This window comes from Psychroserpens sp. BH13MA-6 (genome assembly GCF_052983595.1).
The window spans coordinates 445,015-463,542 of sequence record NZ_JBRJGE010000003.1 but is presented as its reverse complement, the minus strand read 5'-3'; the positions used below and the strand labels follow the sequence as shown (position 1 = coordinate 463,542).

Below are 18,528 nucleotides of genomic sequence, written 5' to 3'. Positions count from 1 at the left end.
CTAACCCTACAGGTGAATCCACAACCGGTATTTGATTTGGAGGATAGTTATATTTTGTGTGTAGGCACCAATGGGACGGAGGTATTAAATGCTCCTGTACTTGATACGGGTCTTAGTTCACCGACTTATAGTTTTACATGGTTTTTTAACGGTACTGAGATTGCAGGTGCTACAGAGGGGAGTTATATGCCTACTCAAGGCGGTACTTATAGTGTGACGGTAGTGGATGTAAGCACTTCGGTTAATACGATGTGTGAGAGTATGGATAGTACAGAGGTTATTGAGAGCGATCCACCAGTGGTGACTGCTACGGTTGTAACAGACGCTTTTGCTGATACGCACGTTATTGAGGTGAGTGTAGAAGGCGTAGGAGTGTATGAGTACAGTTTAGATGGTGGTCCGTGGCAGGATGAGCCTATCTTCGTGGATGTATCGTTAGGCGATCATATTGTGACGGCCCGAGATATTAATGGCTGTGGAGAAACTAGTACGACGGTGACGGTGATGGATTACCCAGTGTTCTTCACACCAAATGGCGATGGTTATAACGACACGTGGAACATTACGGCCATGGATGGTCAACCAAACGCAAAAATTTATATATTTGACAGATATGGAAAGCTGCTCAAGCAGCTCAACCCGAACGGAGCAGGTTGGGATGGTACTTATAACGGTAACCCGATGCCAACGAGTGATTATTGGTTTGTGGTAGAGTATAACGAGCCTAGCTCAGGACAACGAAAAGAATTTAAAGCCCATTTTACCCTCAAAAGATAAAACATCAAGATTGAGTTAGATGAAGTGCGTTTATATAAACAACAAAAAGCTATGTGTTTCCACATAGCTTTTTTTATAATGATTTTAAAAGTAATTTATTGCAGTGAACTACCATACTTCATTTAAACTTTAATGCAATCAATAGTAATAAAAAAAACAAGGTGCCTTCTAAGAAAGCACCTTGTTTTTTATATTCAATAGGAAGCTTATAAATTGAATCCTAAAGTTAACGTCACATTTGAATTTTTAGAGTTCAAGTTTGCAGCATTAGTTAAACCTACAGCATACAATTGATTATTGTAATCTCTTTCAGCTTGATCATAAGTTATATCTAATCTTGTATTGCCAAAATTATACCCAATACCAAGTGAGTATCCTGTCAGATCTCCGTAAAACGAGTCATCTTGATAAGGGCTTTCTTCAAATCTGTAACCACCTCTAAAACTAAATTGTTTGTATTTATATTCGCCACCAAATCTGTAGGAATTAGCGATTTTAAAGATGTCGTTCATGATGGCATTCTGTGATGCAAAATAAGTATCCGATTCAGGTTTGAATTTCGTGTTTTGATAATTCTTTCTAGAATAATCAAAACTTATTAAACCGCTGTCGCCAAATACATAGGCTAAACTTCCGGTAATTTTACCAGGTGTCTGAAGACGGTATTCAGGAAAAATATTAATAATATTTGGATCAACATTGGCAGTAAAGCTGCCTTCAGAATCCGTTACTTGAGTTGTTATAAATTGTGAGGTTTCTTCAAATATCGTAAACCAGGTTGGTGAATTATAGCTAAGTCCAGCTCTTAACTCTTTGGTTAACTTGAGAATTGCTCCCAATTGAAAGGAAAATCCGTTACCTGTTGTAAGTAGGCTATTATCAAACCCAACATTTGTAACAATTGATCCTTCATTTGAATTCGACTCATCAAAAATGGTTAATCTTTCATAATTGATAAAATGCGCATTCAGATTCAGACCTAAATATAATTTATCTTGATATTGTGTGGCAGCATTAAAGCTGAATTTACCATTGTATCCTCTAGCAGAGTAAGCATATTGCTGATTAAAAGTGCCTGGTGCAATGTTTGAAGTGTACACGGAATTTTCATCAGTATTTTCTTCAGGTTCTAATATGTAGGACTCATAGCCTAAGAATGCTTGTTGGTTTCCATAGCCGTAAAATGATCCAATTTCATTATAGGCATTCTGAATACTTTCCCCAGGAAACGCTGAAATCTCATCTAGTCTTTGTCCTTGTGCATAGGCAAGAAAATAGCTATCAATAGAGTTGGTACTCGTTCCTGCGGCTATCCATTGGTTATCGTAATTGGCTGTTTTATCATAGGCTATACTGAGTGCAAATTTTCGCCAAGGATTATTTTCATTAGAATTGGAAAATACGAAAACCGCTCCTCCTTGATTCAAGTCAATCTTAGAGTCAGAAGAAGTGCTTCTTCCATTAAAATAAGAGGTATTATTATTTACATTTAAACTTGAAAGCGATATAGATGCATGGCTTCTACTAAATATGGCAGATCCTGCGGGATTTATACTTACAGCTGACATGTCGCCACCTAGAGCGCCAAAGGCACCGCTTAATGCTCTAAAACGAGCAGTTCCTTGAACTTCATCTTGAGAATATCTAAGGGCATCTGAGATGTCCTGAGCCATGATATAAGGCATAGAAAATGCCGTTATGGCTAGCATAATTATTTTTTTCATATAACTTTTTTTTATATAATAATTTGACTGAAATTATCCGCGACGTCCTGATCTTCCTCTAGAACTAGTGCCAGAAGAGGATCTTCCGCCACCACGACTAGAACCTCTAACAGATGGTGAACTATTACTTCTTCTAGGTGTAGAAACTCTAGGTCTGGAATTATTTGTTCTTGGTCTTGTGACTCTGGGTCTCGAATTGTTTGTTCTTGGTCTCGTGACTCTAGGTCTTGAATTCGTTCCAGGTCTGACCGCTGAATTATTTCGCGTTCTCGGTCTTGACAATGTACTGTTACTTCTCGGACTGATACCAGAACGATCTCTTCTAGCCATTGTATTTCTTCTTGAAAGATTGGTACTTCCACGTCTTGATATACTTCTATTATTGTTCGCTAATAGACCGCCTCTTCTTCCGTAGTTGTATGCGAGGTTATTATTTCCGTAAAATCCATTACCGTAGTAATATCCTGGTGGACACCAAAAGCCATTATAGCCGAATCCGTAACCCCAGTTATTCCATCCATAGCCAAAACCCCAATTGTTCCATCCATAGCCATACCATGAGTTCCAGCCCCAAAAAGGTGAATTAAGCCCCCAATAATTATTATACCATCCGATACCAAAAGCACCCCAACCACGGTTATACCAGCCATTATCGTAATAGTTTATGGTGACGTTTTGATTCGCAGCACCCCAACCAGCATATCCAGTCTGTACTTCTTGTTCAACGACTTCATCTTCATAGTTTCCTGCGTAGGCATCAATGTCTGTAAATATCGCAGCGTCATCGTTTTGAATGTTGTCATATTGATTGGATTTTTCATTGAAATAATCCTTATAATAATTGTTGTCTTCAACACGAACAGTTGTGGCTTCTTCATAGACCACTTCCTCATCGTAAATACCATCGCTTGAATAACCGACATATTGATACGAACCACAAGAAGCTAACAAAAATGTTAAGCTTAGTGCAACATAAAAAGGAAATTTTGTTTGTATGTAGTTCTTAAATTGCATATCTCTTTATTTTTATTGTTGAACATTACAAAAATAGTTAGTTTTGTTGAACTATTTTTTTATTTAACATAAGCACAAATTTTGTGCCAAAACACTGAAAATGAGTAAAAATCTTACAAGTAGAGCACAAGATTATTCCAAATGGTACAATGAATTGGTTGTTAAGGCTGATTTAGCTGAGAATTCGGCCGTTAGAGGTTGTATGGTGATCAAGCCATATGGTTATGCAATTTGGGAGAAAATGCAAGCAGAATTAGATAGAATGTTTAAAGAAACAGGTCATCAAAATGCTTATTTCCCGTTATTTGTGCCTAAAAGTTTGTTTGAAGCTGAAGAAAAGAATGCCGAAGGATTTGCCAAAGAATGTGCAGTCGTTACTCATTATCGGTTAGAGAATGATCCAGACAATGAAGGAAAACTTCGCGTGGATCCCAATGCCAAGTTAGAGGAAGAACTGGTAGTTCGTCCAACTAGTGAAGCTATTATTTGGAACACCTATAAAGGTTGGATTCAAAGTTATAGAGATTTACCTATTTTAATTAACCAATGGGCAAATGTTGTTCGTTGGGAAATGCGAACGCGATTATTCTTGCGAACGGCTGAGTTTTTATGGCAAGAAGGTCATACAGCTCATGCTACGAAAAAAGAAGCATTGACGGAAGCAGAATTAATGAATGACATCTATGCTGAGTTTGCCGAGAATTTTATGGCCATTCCTGTTATTAAAGGCGTGAAGACTGAAAGTGAACGCTTTGCAGGTGCTGTAGAGACCTATTGTATAGAAGCCTTGATGCAAGATGGAAAAGCATTACAAGCTGGAACATCCCATTTTTTAGGTCAAAATTTTGCTAAAGCGTTTGATGTGAAATTTACTAATAATGAAGGTAAATTAGACTATGTGTGGGCTACTTCTTGGGGTGTGTCTACGCGCCTAATGGGTGCTTTAATTATGACACATAGTGATGATAAGGGATTGGTCTTACCGCCAAACTTAGCGCCTTCTCAAGTGGTTATTGTGCCAATTTATAAGAACGACGATCAATTAGTTCAAATAACAGAAAAGGCACATGCCATCATTTCCGAATTGAAAGCTTTAGGAGTCAGCTGTAAATTTGATTCAAGAACGACGCATCGTCCTGGAGCTAAATTTGCACAGCATGAGTTACAAGGTGTACCGTTACGAATTGCGATTGGTCCTAAGGATTTGGAAAATAATACCGTGGAGCTTGCAAGACGTGATACGTTAACCAAAGAAGTTGTTGAAATGTCGGTTCTTGCTGGTACAATAGAAGGTTTATTAAAGACCATTCAGAAGGAATTATATGCAAAAGCTCAGGATTTTAGAGATTCGCATATTACTGAAGTGGATGATTTTGAAACTTTTAAAAAAGTATTAGACACAAAAACTGGATTTGTTTCTGCGCATTGGGATGGTACAGCAGCGACTGAATTAAAAATAAAAGAACTTACAAAAGCAACTATTAGATGTATACCAATGGATGCCAAATCAGAGGATGGACAATGTGTGTATTCTGGTAATCCTTCAACAAAAAGAGTGTTATTTGCCAAGGCCTATTAATTTTTTTTAAAAAAAAATTGACTAGGTGTTGCAACATTTAAAAATAGTTGTATTTTTGCATCCGCAATGAGTAATTGCACGTTCATTTGAAAAGGCAGTTGAGCCACTTAAAAAAGCTAACTGTTAATGAGATTAACTCAAATGGCCCGTTCGTCTATCGGCTAGGACGCCAGGTTTTCATCCTGGTAAGAGGGGTTCGATTCCCCTACGGGCTACAATTTTTTAATAAGAAAGAAATACAATGGCAAATCATAAGTCAGCATTAAAAAGAATTAGAAGTAACGAGTCAAAACGTTTACGTAACAGATACCAGCACAAAACAACTCGTGGTGCTATCAAAAGATTACGTGACATGGAAAAAGCAACTGAGGCTAAGGAATATTTACCTTCAGTGCTTTCGATGATCGATAAATTAGCTAAAAATAATATCATTCATGATAATAAAGCGGCTAACTTAAAGTCGAATTTGACTAAGCACGTTGCATCACTAAGTTAAATATTGACTTTTTACGAAATACGAAGCTTCTCAATTGAGAAGCTTTTTTTTTGGTGCAATATAGTTAGTGAGTCATAGTTAAAGGTAACAATACCGATAAAAAAAGCTCTTGTGATTTTTCACAAGAGCTTTTTTGATCTAATTATATGGTGTCTATAAATTAGCCATTCATAGATACTAAAAATTCTTCATTGTTTCTGGTTTGTTTAAACCTATCGTTTATAAATTCCATCGCTTCAACAGGATTCATATCTGCTAGGTATTTACGCATCACCCACATTCTTTGAATGGTACTGTCTTCAAGCAATAAATCATCTCTTCGCGTACTAGACGATGTAAGATCGATTGCTGGGAAAATACGGCGATTGGAAATTTTTCGATCCAATTGAAGTTCCATATTACCAGTTCCTTTGAATTCCTCAAAGATAACTTCATCCATTTTTGATCCTGTCTCAGTAAGCGCTGTTGCAATGATTGTCAGTGATCCTCCATTTTCTATGTTACGTGCAGCACCAAAGAATCGCTTCGGTTTGTGTAATGCATTCGCATCAACACCACCACTTAATATTTTTCCAGAAGCAGGCTGAACCGTATTATAGGCTCTTGCCAAACGCGTAATAGAATCTAATAGAATTACAACATCATGACCACATTCTACAAGACGCTTTGCTTTTTCTAAAACAATATTTGCAATCTTAACATGCTCGTGGGCTTCTTTGTCAAATGTTGACGCAATCACTTCGCCGCGAACATTACGTTGCATATCTGTCACTTCCTCAGGTCGTTCATCTATCAATAAGATCATTTGATACACTTCAGGATGGTTGGCTGCTATCGCATTCGCAACATCCTTTAATAACATTGTTTTTCCCGTTTTAGGTTGAGATACGATCATACCACGTTGTCCTTTTCCAATAGGAGAAAACAAATCCATAATTCGCGTAGAAATCGTACTTTGCTTTTCTGCGATATTAAATTTTTCCTGTGGGAATAAAGGGGTTAAATGCTCAAACGACACTCGGTCTCTTACAACCTCAGGCTTCTGACCATTTATTTTACTCACCTTAATTAAAGGGAAATATTTTTCACCTTCCTTTGGAGGTCTTACATGTCCTAATACCGTATCACCAGTTTTCAATCCGAATAAACGAATTTGCGATTGAGACACGTAAATGTCATCAGGAGATGATAAGTAATTATAGTCTGAAGATCTTAAGAACCCATAACCATCTTGCATGATGTCTAAAACACCCTCACTTTCAATGATGGCATCAAATTCAAAATCTGGTTCTCTATAGCGGTTTCTATTATCCTTGTTACCGTTATTTTTGTGATTGTTATCCTTGCTCTTGTGACTGTTGTCTTTATTATTAGAGCGTTGATTATTTGATTTCGAATCATTCTTCTGACGATTATTTTGTTGATTGTCATTTGAATTTTTCGAACGGTTGTCTTTTGAATTATTTGACTTGCCTTTCTGTGTGTTTGCAGAATCGTTCTTCTTGTCGTCAGATTTTGCTTTCGACTGATTTTGAGCAGGCTTGTCTTGTTTTTTATTGTCAAGATCCATCTTTTGTTGAGAGGTGTCTTTATCTTGATTTTTATTCTGTGTTCTGGCTCTCGGTTTTCTTTGAGGTGCCGGTTTTTTAGTGTCTTGTGCTTTTGAAGCTTCTGGTTTTGCGTCTTGAATAACTTCTTTTTTTACGACATCAGGATTTGCCGCTTGAAAGTCTAAAATTTGATAAACAAGGTCTAGTTTTTTTAACGAACGGTATTTAGGTACGTTTAATTTTTGAGCAATCTCCTGAAGTTCAGGAAGCTTCTTAGCTTTTAATTCGGAAATTTCGAACATGTATGTGTATACTAATTAAGTTTAATATTGAAATGGATTAGTTTCTTACTTTTCTTAAAACAATACTTGGGGAAAAATTTGAAAAAAATCTGAAGATTTAATAACCTGCTACACTGTGGGTAACGCATTATTAATGCAATAATACAATTTTATTTTTAAAATTTAATACTACTTTTAAAAAGAAACTATTAATTTTGTTCCTCGTTATTGATAAATTTATGATTCAACGCATACAAACGATCTATTTATTACTTGCCGGACTAGCATCAGCCGGACTGATATTTATATTTCATTTATGGACGAATAATGAGGAGGTTCGTGTTTATGCTTATGATGAATACCTATATCTCGGTTTGTTTTTAGGATCTGCATTATTATCTTTGATAACGATTTTAAACTATAAAAACAGGAAGTTTCAATTTGTTTTGGGACGACTGAATATCATATTAAACTTTATTTTATTAGGATTTTTTGTATATCAATTGCTAATACCACCTGGAGAGAGTAACATCTCAGAGAAAGGTGTTGGGATATTCATACCTATTTTAGCTATCGTGTTATTGGTTTTGGCCAATAAAGCCATAAAAAAGGATGAAGACCTTGTAAAATCTGTCGATCGATTACGATAAACCCTATTATCTTAATTATTTTAGTGCGTAAACCCAAGGTGAAGACCTTGGGTTTTTTTATGTTTACAGCTGGCTCCAGATCAGCGTTTTGGAAATTCAATCACCTCTAAATTCTCAATTTTTCTACCATCAATCGTAAATCTTAGCATGGTTCTTATACTGTGAAACCCATGCTTTCCTGCAGCACCTGGATTCATATGAATCAGATGATAACGCTTGTCTGGAATAACTTTTAAAATGTGTGAGTGACCACTAATAAATATGCGAGGAGGGTTACTTTTAATTAACGCGCTTGTTCTTGCATTGTATTTGGGTGGATAACCACCAATATGTGTCATAAATACGTCAACATCCTCACACTTAAATCTGTTGTTCTCGGGAAATTCTGCTCGGGCTTTGGCATCGTCAATATTGCCATAAACAGCTCTTAGTGGTTTTAATCGTTTAATAGCATCTGTGACTTTTAAATCACCAATATCACCCGCGTGCCAGACTTCATCGGCTTGACTAACATACTTTAAAATAGCATCATCTATATAGCTATGCGTATCTGAAAGAAGTAGGATTTTGGTCATGATTTGTCAGGTTTTATCAGAAAACTTTTAATTGTGTTAATTGAACAGTGGTGTTTGTAGGAATCAATTATCTTTGTGCTTTCACAAAAGTATAGGTTTCTCTTGAGATATTTTATCGAATTATCATATAATGGCAAAGCATATCATGGTTGGCAAAACCAACCTGATGCTATTTCGGTACAAGAGGTTCTAGAGCATACGCTTTCAACACTATTGAAACATAACATTTCTATAGTTGGAGCAGGACGTACCGATGCTGGTGTGCACGCCAAGTTGATGGTGGCACATTTTGATTTTGATCAAGACGTTCCAGAAAACTTCTTATTTAAATTGAATGCCTTTCTTCCTCGAGATATTTCAATTATAGACATATATCAAGTTCAGAAGGAAGCACATGCTCGATTTGATGCGCTTAGTCGTACTTATAAATACAGAGTAGCAACCAAGAAGAATGTTTTTAATTTTGATTTTGCTTATGCTTTACAAAAGCCACTCAATGTGGCGTTGATGCAAGAAGCCTGTCAAATTCTATGTCAGTATAACGATTTTCAATGCTTTTCAAAAGTAAATACGGATGTAAACACGTATTATTGTAAGCTCATAAAAGCAGAGTGGCATCAGGATGGTGATGAACTGGTTTTTATGATTCAAGCCGATCGTTTTTTAAGGAATATGGTAAGAGCTATTGTAGGAACAATGATCAATATTGGCTTGGGTAAAATGGCATTAGAATCATTACATGCCATTATAAAATCCAAGAATAGGAGTGAAGCAGGGTTTTCTGTTCCTGCACATGGTCTTTATCTTGTAGATATTGATTATCCAGAACATATAAAATTGTTGAGTTAACCACATGGAAAATAAGAAAACAAAAGCATTTGATTTGACGCTCTTTAAGCGATTGTTGCATTATATTCAACCCTATAGGTTAGTCTTCCTTGGTTCATTATTGTGCGTTATTGGATTGGCTGTATTTGGTGCTTTACGACCATGGGTACTTCAAAAAGCCATAGATGAGAATGTAAAACCGCAAGACTTTGATGGATTTATGTTTTACGTGATTGCTATGTTGGTCTTATTGCTTTTAGAAGTTGTTAGTCAGTTGCTATTTATTTACTATGCTAGCTGGTTAGGACAATCGGTCGTAAAAGATATTCGTGTAAAATTATACAACCATGTTTTAAGGTTTCGAATGAAATATTACGATAAGTCTTCTGTAGGTGTTCTAATTACCAGAACCGTTACCGATATGGAGCGTATTGCCGATATTTTTGGTCAGGGACTTTTTATGATTTTTAGTGATATTCTTAAAATGTTGGTTGTTGGAGGCATGATGTGCTATATGAATTGGAAGTTAAGTTTGATTGCATTCGTTACTATGCCTATCGTTTTATTTGCGACTAAGATTTTTCAGAAGTATATGAAACGTGCTTTTGAAGAAGTGCGTAATGAAGTGTCTAATCTAAACTCCTTTGTTCAAGAGCGTGTTACTGGAATGAAGATTCTACAATTGTTTACACGTGAGGATACAGAATTTAAAAAGTTTAAGGAAATCAATGAACGTCACAAGAAAGGATGGTTAAAAACGGTGTGGTACAATTCTGTTTTTTTTCCTATAGCAGACTTGTTATCCTCAATCACTTTAGGAACAATCATTTGGGTTGGAGGTATTAGTGTCGTTTTTAGTCAAACTGCTTCGGAAGGTGATTTGTTTGCCTTTATTATGTATGTGCCGATGTTATTTAGACCGCTTAATCAGATTGCCAATAAGTTTAATACGCTTCAAATGGGTATGGTAGCGGCAGATCGTGTGTTCAAAGTGTTGGATACGACGTCTCAAATTGATGACTCTGGGAGCTTGGTTGCTGATGCTTTTAAAGGGGATATCACGTTTGAGAATGTTCATTTTTCTTATGTCGAAGATGAAGAAGTGCTGAAGGGGATATCCTTGGATGTTAAAGCTGGTGAAACTGTTGCTATTGTCGGCTCTACTGGTGCAGGTAAATCCACGATTATCAATTTGCTGAATCGTTTTTACGATATCAACAAAGGCACCATTTATATCGATGGTGTGGATATCAAGAGTATGACGTTAAAATCCTTGCGTGCGCAAATAGCCATTGTGTTGCAAGACGTCTTCCTTTTTGCAGATACCATATTTAATAATATCACGCTGAAGGATCCAAATATTTCTGAAGCAGAAGTTATACAGGCAGCAAAAGCTATTGGTATTCATGATTTCATTTCTAGCTTACCTAATGGCTATCATTATAATGTGAAAGAACGTGGCGCCATGTTATCCTCAGGACAACGCCAATTGATATCTTTTTTAAGAGCTTATGTCACGAATCCTAGTATTTTGGTGTTGGATGAAGCCACGTCTTCCGTCGATTCTTATTCTGAGCAATTAATTCAAGATGCCACTGATAAGATTACAAAAGGAAGGACATCTATCGTAATTGCCCATCGTTTGGCAACGATTCAACAAGCGGATCAGATCATCGTTATGGATGCCGGAAAAATAGTAGAGAAGGGAACACATCGAGATTTGCTTAAGGTTGAAAATGGCATCTACCGAAATCTCTACGAAGTCCAGTTTCTTAAATCTGAGGCTGTATAGTTTAAGCTTTGCTCGCTTCCATCGCGGCTCTTTGCGCTTCTACCATTTGCTGAAAATCTCCTGTAATGAGCATGATAATAATCACCAGGATGACGATAGCAATCATGACAGCTGTCAAAACGGCTAAAAAAAGTATTGATCTTAGCATTATTTGTCCGAGTGTTAAAGGATAGATCCGCTTTAAAATGTAAGCCGCGAAAAGCGTCATCAAGGGCAGAAATACCAGTCCTAAGATTCCTTGATTGATACCGAACATAGCGCCAACAATAATAATGACTGAGGAAATAATTGAGCATTGAGATTGCCAATACAGAAAAACAATGACTAGTTCTGTATAATTAAATTTATTGATTCCAACGAAGGTGATACGAGCAATAAGCGCGTAAACCGGAATATAGAGCATCATAAATATGGACATATATTCCTGAATAAAACTGACGTTTTTTTGTTGAAACTCTTCCTGTCCCTTCATCGCAAAAGCAGAAAAATCTAAAGCTTCAGGGAAAAATTTATTGAGAATTACAATATATAATCCTGTAAGCGTAATCGCTAATCCGAAGTAGCTGATGGGATTAACATAGCGTTTTCTAAGTCCGTTAATATAGCCTTCAATGACAATTTCTGGACATTTAAATAAATCGATAAATGTTCTTAAAAGCTTATTATCGTAATTGAAGAAAGTTTCGCTGAGATGCTCAAAAAGATTCCTAATGGTGAGCCTGTTCCTAATGACCTTTCCGCCGCATTTATTGCAGAAATCACTGTTTTCGGGTAATTCGACTTGGCAGTTTTTGCAATGTATCATATGGTTATATTAAAAGCTTCATGGTGGTACATGGCGTAAAGCACACCTATAATAATTGAGAGTAGCATTAAACCGATAAAAATAACAACTAAAATGGCCATAGTCAATATAAAATGTAAAGCAGTATCCCAAAACGACGTGTGAAATACACGATGCAGTACATAGAAAAGATAGACGTAAATAAGTACAGAAACAAAGCCGGAAATCACCAAATAATTCAATCCAAAGCACAAGAACAGTATGCTCAAAACCGCGGTGATGAAAATGACTTGTGCATAGTAATATACATTCAAAACAAGGTGTTCCGTAAAATTGAAACGTCTGCTACCTAAAATAAAATAAGCGAGCCATGTCGCGATTGTGGAAATTGGAATGCTTAATATATAGATGACACTTTGGTAATTATTATAATCATAAAAATTAAAATCGTTAAACGGATTGTTCTCAGAATTTTGACTCTTTTGAAGTTTCGTGAATATTTCAGACGCTGAATCTAAATCTTCTTGAAAAAAGGTGTTCATTAAAAATACCTGTATTCCAACTAAGGTTAAAGATATGGCGAAGTATTGAATAACATTGATGTACTTCTTCCTTGTCCCTTCAATAAAACCATTGATGACGGTTTCCGGTTGGGTAAAAAGATGAACAAACGTCTTTAAAAAATGGTTGTCAATACTTAAAAACTGGGCATTGATATCTGCCCAAATATTTTTCATGGTTAAGCGATTGCGAATAACTTTTGCACCGCAATCTGGGCAATAATTAACAGTGTCATTTAGTGTTTTTGAGCAACATTTACAGTTCATCAAGCTAAATCTTTGTAGAGCAAGGTTGTAAGTTCTTGAATATCTTCAAACATGACAAACTCCCCATTTTTAAGATATGATATTTGTCCGGTTTCCTCACTTACCACTAAGGCAACAGCATCTGTCTTTTCAGTAATCCCAACGGCAGCACGATGACGTAATCCAAAGCGTTGAGGAATGGTTTTTTCATTATTCACAGGAAGAATCACTCGTGTCGCTTTTACGATATTGTTTTCAATAATAATAGCGCCATCATGAAGCGGGCTATTTTTAAAAAAAATACTTTCAATGATAGGTTGTGTGACCTTGATGTTCATTTCGTCACCAGTATTGGTCAAAAAATCCAGATTGTTGTTTCGTTCCAAAACAATCAGCGCACCAGTTCTAGAGAGACTCATTTTATCACATGCATTGACGAGGGCATTGATGTCGGTTTCCGTTTCGCTTTCCGTTTTTAGAAATTTCATTTTCTTGAAAAACTTACCACTGCCACTTAAATTGGTGGAACCAACCATCAGTAAAAACTTTCTTATTTCAGGTTGAAAAACCACGATAAGCGCTATAATTCCAACTTTTATAAAACCATCGAAAATACGATGCAACATAAACATGTTAAGTAAATCGGTAACGCGCCAAACCAAGTAAATAATTATGATTCCAATAAAAATGTTTACAGCAACCGTACCTTTAACCAACTTATACACATAATACAGTAAGATTGCGACTAAGAAGACGTCGATAAAGTCTATAATTCCAAAATCCCAAAATTTGAATTTATCCAAGGCTAAGGTGTTTCGTGTAAATGTAATAATTATTAATAAATAAATTCATCACTGCTAATTGAAATACTATCCATCTCTAAGGCATTAAAACGCGATTTATAAGTTATGTAATCCTCAAATGTCATATCCTTATTAAAGCACAAAACCAGATCTAAGGGTTGATGTTTAATAGTTTTAAGGGCAGTTTCAATATCAGAAAAATCATGACTGTTTATCGTGATTGTCGATGCTTGACTTAAAAGTACCATTTGGGATGTTTTAGGTATGACTTTCTTTAAAGCGTCTAAACCATTTTCAAACATTTGATAGTGTACATTTGTGAATTCGATAAATCCAAGATTTTTAATACTTGTATCATTACAACTGAAATAATTTTTAGCAGCCTCATTTTGATGCATTTTGGCATTTCGCTTTTTATCTTGAAGTAATTTGATTTGCGGTATGGCTTGTTCTAGTGTTAAGCGCTTGTCCACATTCACTAGCCAATTTGTGGTACTAATTAAATTCTTCCTATTAAGCTCAACGCTGTCTGGTTGAGTTTCATCGTAAAATAAATACGCGGCAGAGACATCATGAACTTCTGTTACTTGGGCATTATGAATACTGGGAAGCTGAATCGTTTTTTCGTTTCCACATGAAAATAGCAGCAACAATAAAAGATAAAAAATAGGTTTCATTATAGCAGTTGTTGTGTCAAAGTGATACATTCCGCGGCTTCCTTGACATCGTGAACTCTCAAAATAGATGCGCCTTTCTGAAGTGCAATGGTATTGAGTATGGTGGTTCCGTTCAAGGCGTTATCAACGCTGGTGTTTAGGGTTTTGTAAATCATGGATTTTCGCGAAATTCCGATTAAAATGGGTAATTCTATACAATTAAAGAGTTCTAATTTGCTCAGTAGATCGAAGTTTTGCTCAATGGTTTTTGCGAATCCAAAACCTGGATCAATGATTACGTCTACAATGCCTAATTCACGAGCTTTTGCAAGACGTTCCGAAAAGTAAAAGAGCAAGTCTTTAATTACATGGTCGTAATGTGTGAGTTCTTTCATAGTTTGAGGTGTCCCGCGCATGTGCATCATAATGTAAGGAACTTTGAGTTGGGCAACCGTTGTCAACATGTTTGGGTCTAAGTGTCCTGCTGAAATATCATTAATCATACAAGTACCAGCTTCAATGGCTTCTTTGGCTACTTTACTTCTGAAGGTATCTATGGAAATAAGCGTCTCAGGAAACTCTCTTATAATGAGTTCGATGATAGGTATCACACGTGACAATTCTTGGTCTTCAGTAATATCATCGGCATTTGGTCGAGAGCTATAACCACCTACATCAATGAAAGTAGCACCTTGCTCTAGCATTAATTTAACTTGTCCAATTAAGGCCATGTTATTCTTGTAGTGACCACCATCATAAAAAGAATCGGGAGTCACATTTAAGATGCCCATAATTTTTGGCTGCTCAAGGTCGATTAAACGGCCTTTACAATTGATGCTTTTGCTCAAAACTATATAGTAAGGTTAAAGTTTTTAAATCTGATTAATTTATGCGAAATTTACGGAAAATTAAATGGTTTAAATGCAAGATACTTCAAAACAATATGATGAAGTGATTTCGAAATGTCGTGATCTTTTTGTCAATAAAATGAAAGATTATGGAAGCGCTTGGCGCATATTAAGGCTGCCATCATTAACCGACCAAATCTTTATAAAGGCACAGCGTATCAGAGGATTACAGCAAAACAACGAGCGAAAAGTAGATGAAGGTGAAGTGAGTGAGTTTATCGGAATTATTAACTATTGCACTATGGCTTTAATTCAATTAGATAAAGGTGTTGTAGAGCAACCAGACTTATCATTGGAAGAAGCTACGGAGCTTTACGATCATAAAGTGGCAGTGACCAAACAATTGATGATGGATAAAAATCATGATTATGGCGAAGCTTGGAGAGATATGCGTGTGAGTAGCCTAACTGATTTGATTTTGCAAAAACTACTGCGTGTGAAACAAATAGAGGATAATGCAGGTAAAACTTTAGTAAGTGAAGGAATTGATGCCAATTACCAAGATATGATAAATTATTCGGTGTTTGCATTGATTCATTTAAAAGAAGCTTAGGTAAGAATTCCCATCTTTCAGTCTGTCGAAAGATTAATAATAAATGTTATGAAAGCAATCGTAAATATATGTCGTTTTTTAGTAGGCGCACTTTTTATTTTTTCAGGGTTTATAAAACTCAATGACCCTTTAGGGTTTTCTTATAAACTGCAGGAGTACTTCAGCTATGATGTTTTGGATATTCCTTCGTTAATGCCTTATGCCTTAGGGATTTCAGTGTTTGTGGTGATTTTTGAAGTGATTTTAGGTGTGTTTTTACTCATAGGTTATAAACCGAAATTCACGGTATGGAGCTTATTACTCATGATTGTGTTTTTTACGTTTTTAACCTTTTATGCGGCCTATTTTGAAAAGGTGAAGGACTGTGGTTGTTTTGGAGATTTCTTAAAATTATCGCCATGGCAATCCTTTTGGAAAGATGTGATTTTATTGGTGATGATTTTAGTATTGTTCTTTGGTCACCGACATATAAAACCACTATTGACAAAATTTGGATTGACTGTGACGGCACTACTGAGTTTTGTAGCTTGCTTGTGGTTTGCCTACCATGTATTGTTGCACTTGCCTACATTTGATTTCAGAGCTTATAAAATTGGCGATAACCTTCAAGAGAATATGACATTACCACCAGATGCTCAAAAGGCTGTTACAGATTATGTTTGGACATACACGTTGAATGGTGAAGAGAAAACCTTAACCGATAGAGGTCGTGGGCCAAAAGAATATGACGAGATTATTGGTGTGGAAACTGAAATTGTCGAAGAAGGCGATGTCCCAAAAATTCAGGATTTTTCGATCGAATCTCAAGATGAAGATTTAACCGACCAGTTTTTAGCTGAAGATAAGCTCTTAATAATCGTGGCATACAGCCTTGAAAAAGCAGAAGTTGAAGGGATGCAGAAGCTTAAAAATTTGGCGAATCGCGCTCAAAAGAACGGCTACCAAGTTATTGGATTAACAGCATCTGGAGAGGTTAAGAAAAAGGAGGTAAAGGATACCTATCAATTAGATTTTGATTTCTACTTATGTGACGAAAAAGTATTGAAGACCATTGTGAGAGCTAATCCTGGTGCCATTGTACTTCAAAAAGGAACAGTGACCCAAAAAGCCCATTGGAATGATCTAGAGGATTTACAATTTTAAAAATTACACCTAGCTGATACATTATTTATTAAATAAAGCCTTTTACGCATTACTCACATTACTTGGAGTGGTGACGGTCATTTTCTTTTTATTTAATGTATTACCTGGTGATCCTGCACAAATGATGCTCGGCCAGAATGAAGATAGTGAGCAAGTCGCTATCGTAAAGGCCAAATATGGTTTTGATAAACCTATCGCTACACAATATGGTTACTATCTCAATGATTTGTCACCGATTTCATTTCATTCAACATCGCCATCAGATTATACCTATTTGAGAGAAGGAAAGTATTCGGCATCAAAACTGTTTACTATTGGAGAAACGACCATCGTTATAAAGTTTCCGTATTTACGAGAATCCTTTACGAAACAAGGAAAAAAAGTCACTGATGTGATTGGTGAGACATTGCCTAACACTTTTGTTTTGGCGGTATCAGCTATTGTGATAGCCCTCTTATTGGGAATCGTTTTTGGGGTCATATCAGCATTGTATAAAGATACTTGGATAGATAAAATAATTCAAGTAGTAAGTACTTTTGGGATGAGTATCCCTTCGTTTTTTAGTGCCATTCTTTTTGCTTGGTTTTTCGGATTTATCCTGCATAAATACACCAATTTAGAAATGACTGGAAGCTTGTACGAGCTTGATGATTTTGGTGAAAAGATACAAGTCCAATGGAAAAATTTATTGCTTCCTGCAATTGTACTAGGAATTCGTCCGTTGGCTGTAGTGATACAGTTGATGCGTAATTCTTTGTTGGAAGTTTTTAATCAAGATTATATCAGAACTGCAAGGGCTAAAGGATTGAGTGAATTTCAGATTGTAAAAAACCATGCGATAAAAAATGCCTTAAACCCAGTTGTAACAGCCATTTCCGGATGGTTTGCCTCTATGCTGGCTGGCGCTGTATTCGTAGAATACATTTTTGGCTGGAATGGATTAGGAAAGGAGATTGTGAATGCCTTAAACACGTTAGATTTACCGGTAATTATGGGATCTGTACTTGTGATTGCCTTATTATTTATTATCATTAATATCTTTGTAGATATGATTTATGGATGGTTGGACCCTAAAGTTAAATTAGAATAGTCATGAAAAAATTGTTTGCTGTGATACTGTTAGCCGGATTTATTCTTTGTTGTAAAACGCAACCCGATCCTACGACGTTTAGTGCTGAAGCGTTGTCAGACACTTTTATTAATACAGAAGGCGCTTCCATAACACTTCAATCTATATTAGAAGCCAATCAAGGGAAGACTGTTTTGATTGATGTTTGGGCTTCGTGGTGTAGAGATTGTATTGAAGGCATGCCTGATATAAAGTCCATGCAGGATGAATATTCAGACGTGGCCTTTGTTTTTATGTCGATGGACAAATCTCAGAAGAGTTGGAAAAACGGTATTCAAAAATATGAACTCAAAGGGCAACATTATTTTATGCCAGCTGGTTGGAAAAGTACCTTTAGTGAATTCCTTAATTTAGATTGGATTCCAAGATATTTAGTAGTTGATGGTGATGGTAACATTAGCTTATTTAAAGCTATTAAAATTACAGATCCATTAATTAAAGAACATTTGAATAAGAATAAGTAGTTAATACGAAGAAAAA

Annotated in this window: 19 protein-coding genes and 1 tRNA gene; 11 read left to right on the top strand and 9 right to left on the bottom strand. The window is 36.1% G+C overall.

What is annotated here, in order from left to right; genetic code table 11:
- Positions 1-777, top strand: a 777-nt coding sequence (locus tag ACU8DI_RS09090; RefSeq protein ID WP_447112452.1) for a T9SS type B sorting domain-containing protein, incomplete at its 5' end; no start/stop codon positions are given.
- A 206-nt stretch (positions 778-983) separates the two neighbouring features.
- Here the strand turns inward: ACU8DI_RS09090 and ACU8DI_RS09085 are convergent.
- Both ACU8DI_RS09085 and ACU8DI_RS09080 read right to left on the bottom strand, forming a co-directional pair.
- Positions 984-2,501 (bottom strand): OmpP1/FadL family transporter, encoded by a 1,518-nt coding sequence (locus tag ACU8DI_RS09085; protein ID WP_447112451.1) that lies wholly within the window; start codon positions 2,499-2,501, stop codon positions 984-986.
- 33 nt (positions 2,502-2,534) lie between these two features.
- Complete coding sequence (locus tag ACU8DI_RS09080; protein ID WP_447112450.1) at positions 2,535-3,515, bottom strand: hypothetical protein; 981 nt, start codon at positions 3,513-3,515, stop codon at positions 2,535-2,537.
- 100 nt (positions 3,516-3,615) lie between these two features.
- On the opposite strand from ACU8DI_RS09080, the gene proS reads away from it, so the two are divergent.
- The 3 genes from proS to rpsT all read left to right on the top strand — a co-directional run bounded on the left by proS (position 3,616) and on the right by rpsT (position 5,590).
- Positions 3,616-5,094, top strand: coding sequence for a proline--tRNA ligase (proS, locus tag ACU8DI_RS09075; protein ID WP_447112449.1), 1,479 nt, complete (start codon positions 3,616-3,618; stop codon positions 5,092-5,094).
- 143 nt (positions 5,095-5,237) lie between these two features.
- Positions 5,238-5,309 (top strand) — tRNA-Glu (locus tag ACU8DI_RS09070).
- Positions 5,310-5,335: 26 nt separating this feature from the next.
- Positions 5,336-5,590, top strand: coding sequence for a 30S ribosomal protein S20 (gene rpsT / locus ACU8DI_RS09065; RefSeq protein ID WP_447112448.1), 255 nt, complete (start codon positions 5,336-5,338; stop codon positions 5,588-5,590).
- A 160-nt stretch (positions 5,591-5,750) separates the two neighbouring features.
- On the opposite strand, the gene rho is transcribed toward rpsT, so the two are convergent.
- Positions 5,751-7,442 carry a transcription termination factor Rho gene (rho, locus tag ACU8DI_RS09060; RefSeq protein ID WP_447112447.1) on the bottom strand — a complete coding sequence of 564 codons (1,692 nt, stop codon included), beginning with the start codon at positions 7,440-7,442 and terminating at the stop codon, positions 5,751-5,753.
- Between the two features lie 218 nt (positions 7,443-7,660).
- Here rho and ACU8DI_RS09055 point away from each other — a divergent pair, with 218 nt between their 5' ends.
- Positions 7,661-8,071, top strand: coding sequence for a DUF4293 domain-containing protein (locus ACU8DI_RS09055; RefSeq protein ID WP_447112446.1), 411 nt, complete (start codon positions 7,661-7,663; stop codon positions 8,069-8,071).
- 80 nt (positions 8,072-8,151) lie between these two features.
- Here ACU8DI_RS09055 and ACU8DI_RS09050 read toward each other — a convergent pair whose 3' ends face one another.
- Positions 8,152-8,646, bottom strand: a complete 495-nt coding sequence (locus ACU8DI_RS09050; RefSeq protein ID WP_447112445.1) for a metallophosphoesterase family protein — start codon at positions 8,644-8,646, stop codon at positions 8,152-8,154.
- Positions 8,647-8,748: 102 nt separating this feature from the next.
- Between ACU8DI_RS09050 and truA the strand changes: the two genes are divergently transcribed.
- On the top strand, positions 8,749-9,495 hold the full coding sequence (gene truA / locus ACU8DI_RS09045) for a tRNA pseudouridine(38-40) synthase TruA (RefSeq protein WP_447112444.1): 747 nt from the start codon (positions 8,749-8,751) through the stop codon (positions 9,493-9,495).
- A gap of 4 nt (positions 9,496-9,499) precedes the next feature.
- Positions 9,500-11,266: an ABC transporter ATP-binding protein gene (locus tag ACU8DI_RS09040; protein ID WP_447112443.1), complete on the top strand. Its 1,767-nt coding sequence runs from the start codon at positions 9,500-9,502 to the stop codon at positions 11,264-11,266.
- A gap of 1 nt (position 11,267) precedes the next feature.
- Here the strand turns inward: ACU8DI_RS09040 and ACU8DI_RS09035 are convergent, their stop codons facing one another.
- From ACU8DI_RS09035 to folP, 5 genes are all read right to left on the bottom strand, one after another.
- Positions 11,268-12,071 (bottom strand): DUF3667 domain-containing protein, encoded by an 804-nt coding sequence (locus tag ACU8DI_RS09035; RefSeq protein ID WP_447112442.1) that lies wholly within the window; start codon positions 12,069-12,071, stop codon positions 11,268-11,270.
- Positions 12,068-12,787 carry a DUF3667 domain-containing protein gene (locus ACU8DI_RS09030; RefSeq protein ID WP_447112441.1) on the bottom strand — a complete coding sequence of 240 codons (720 nt, stop codon included), beginning with the start codon at positions 12,785-12,787 and terminating at the stop codon, positions 12,068-12,070. Before ACU8DI_RS09030 ends, ACU8DI_RS09035 begins: the two co-directional genes overlap by 4 nt.
- A gap of 89 nt (positions 12,788-12,876) precedes the next feature.
- A complete protein-coding gene (gene cdaA / locus ACU8DI_RS09025) occupies positions 12,877-13,659 on the bottom strand; it encodes a diadenylate cyclase CdaA (protein ID WP_447112440.1) in 783 nt (260 codons plus the stop codon).
- Between the two features lie 32 nt (positions 13,660-13,691).
- Positions 13,692-14,336 carry a hypothetical protein gene (locus ACU8DI_RS09020; RefSeq protein WP_447112439.1) on the bottom strand — a complete coding sequence of 215 codons (645 nt, stop codon included), beginning with the start codon at positions 14,334-14,336 and terminating at the stop codon, positions 13,692-13,694.
- Positions 14,336-15,106, bottom strand: a complete 771-nt coding sequence (gene folP / locus ACU8DI_RS09015) for a dihydropteroate synthase (RefSeq protein WP_447112463.1) — start codon at positions 15,104-15,106, stop codon at positions 14,336-14,338. The genes ACU8DI_RS09020 and folP overlap by 1 nt, the downstream gene beginning before the upstream one ends.
- Before the next feature lie 130 nt (positions 15,107-15,236).
- On the opposite strand from folP, the gene ACU8DI_RS09010 reads away from it, so the two are divergent.
- The 4 genes from ACU8DI_RS09010 to ACU8DI_RS08995 are packed head-to-tail and all read left to right on the top strand — an operon-like array spanning position 15,237 to position 18,512.
- On the top strand, positions 15,237-15,776 hold the full coding sequence (locus tag ACU8DI_RS09010; RefSeq protein WP_447112438.1) for a DUF1599 domain-containing protein: 540 nt from the start codon (positions 15,237-15,239) through the stop codon (positions 15,774-15,776).
- 48 nt (positions 15,777-15,824) lie between these two features.
- On the top strand, positions 15,825-16,919 hold the full coding sequence (locus tag ACU8DI_RS09005) for a BT_3928 family protein (protein ID WP_447112437.1): 1,095 nt from the start codon (positions 15,825-15,827) through the stop codon (positions 16,917-16,919).
- Positions 16,920-16,932: 13 nt separating this feature from the next.
- The gene (locus ACU8DI_RS09000; protein ID WP_447112462.1) at positions 16,933-18,009 is read left to right on the top strand and encodes an ABC transporter permease; all 1,077 of its coding nucleotides are present in this window, start codon (positions 16,933-16,935) and stop codon (positions 18,007-18,009) included.
- Between the two features lie 2 nt (positions 18,010-18,011).
- Positions 18,012-18,512, top strand: a complete 501-nt coding sequence (locus ACU8DI_RS08995) for a TlpA family protein disulfide reductase (RefSeq protein WP_447112436.1) — start codon at positions 18,012-18,014, stop codon at positions 18,510-18,512.
- Positions 18,513-18,528: the final 16 nt, after the last annotated feature.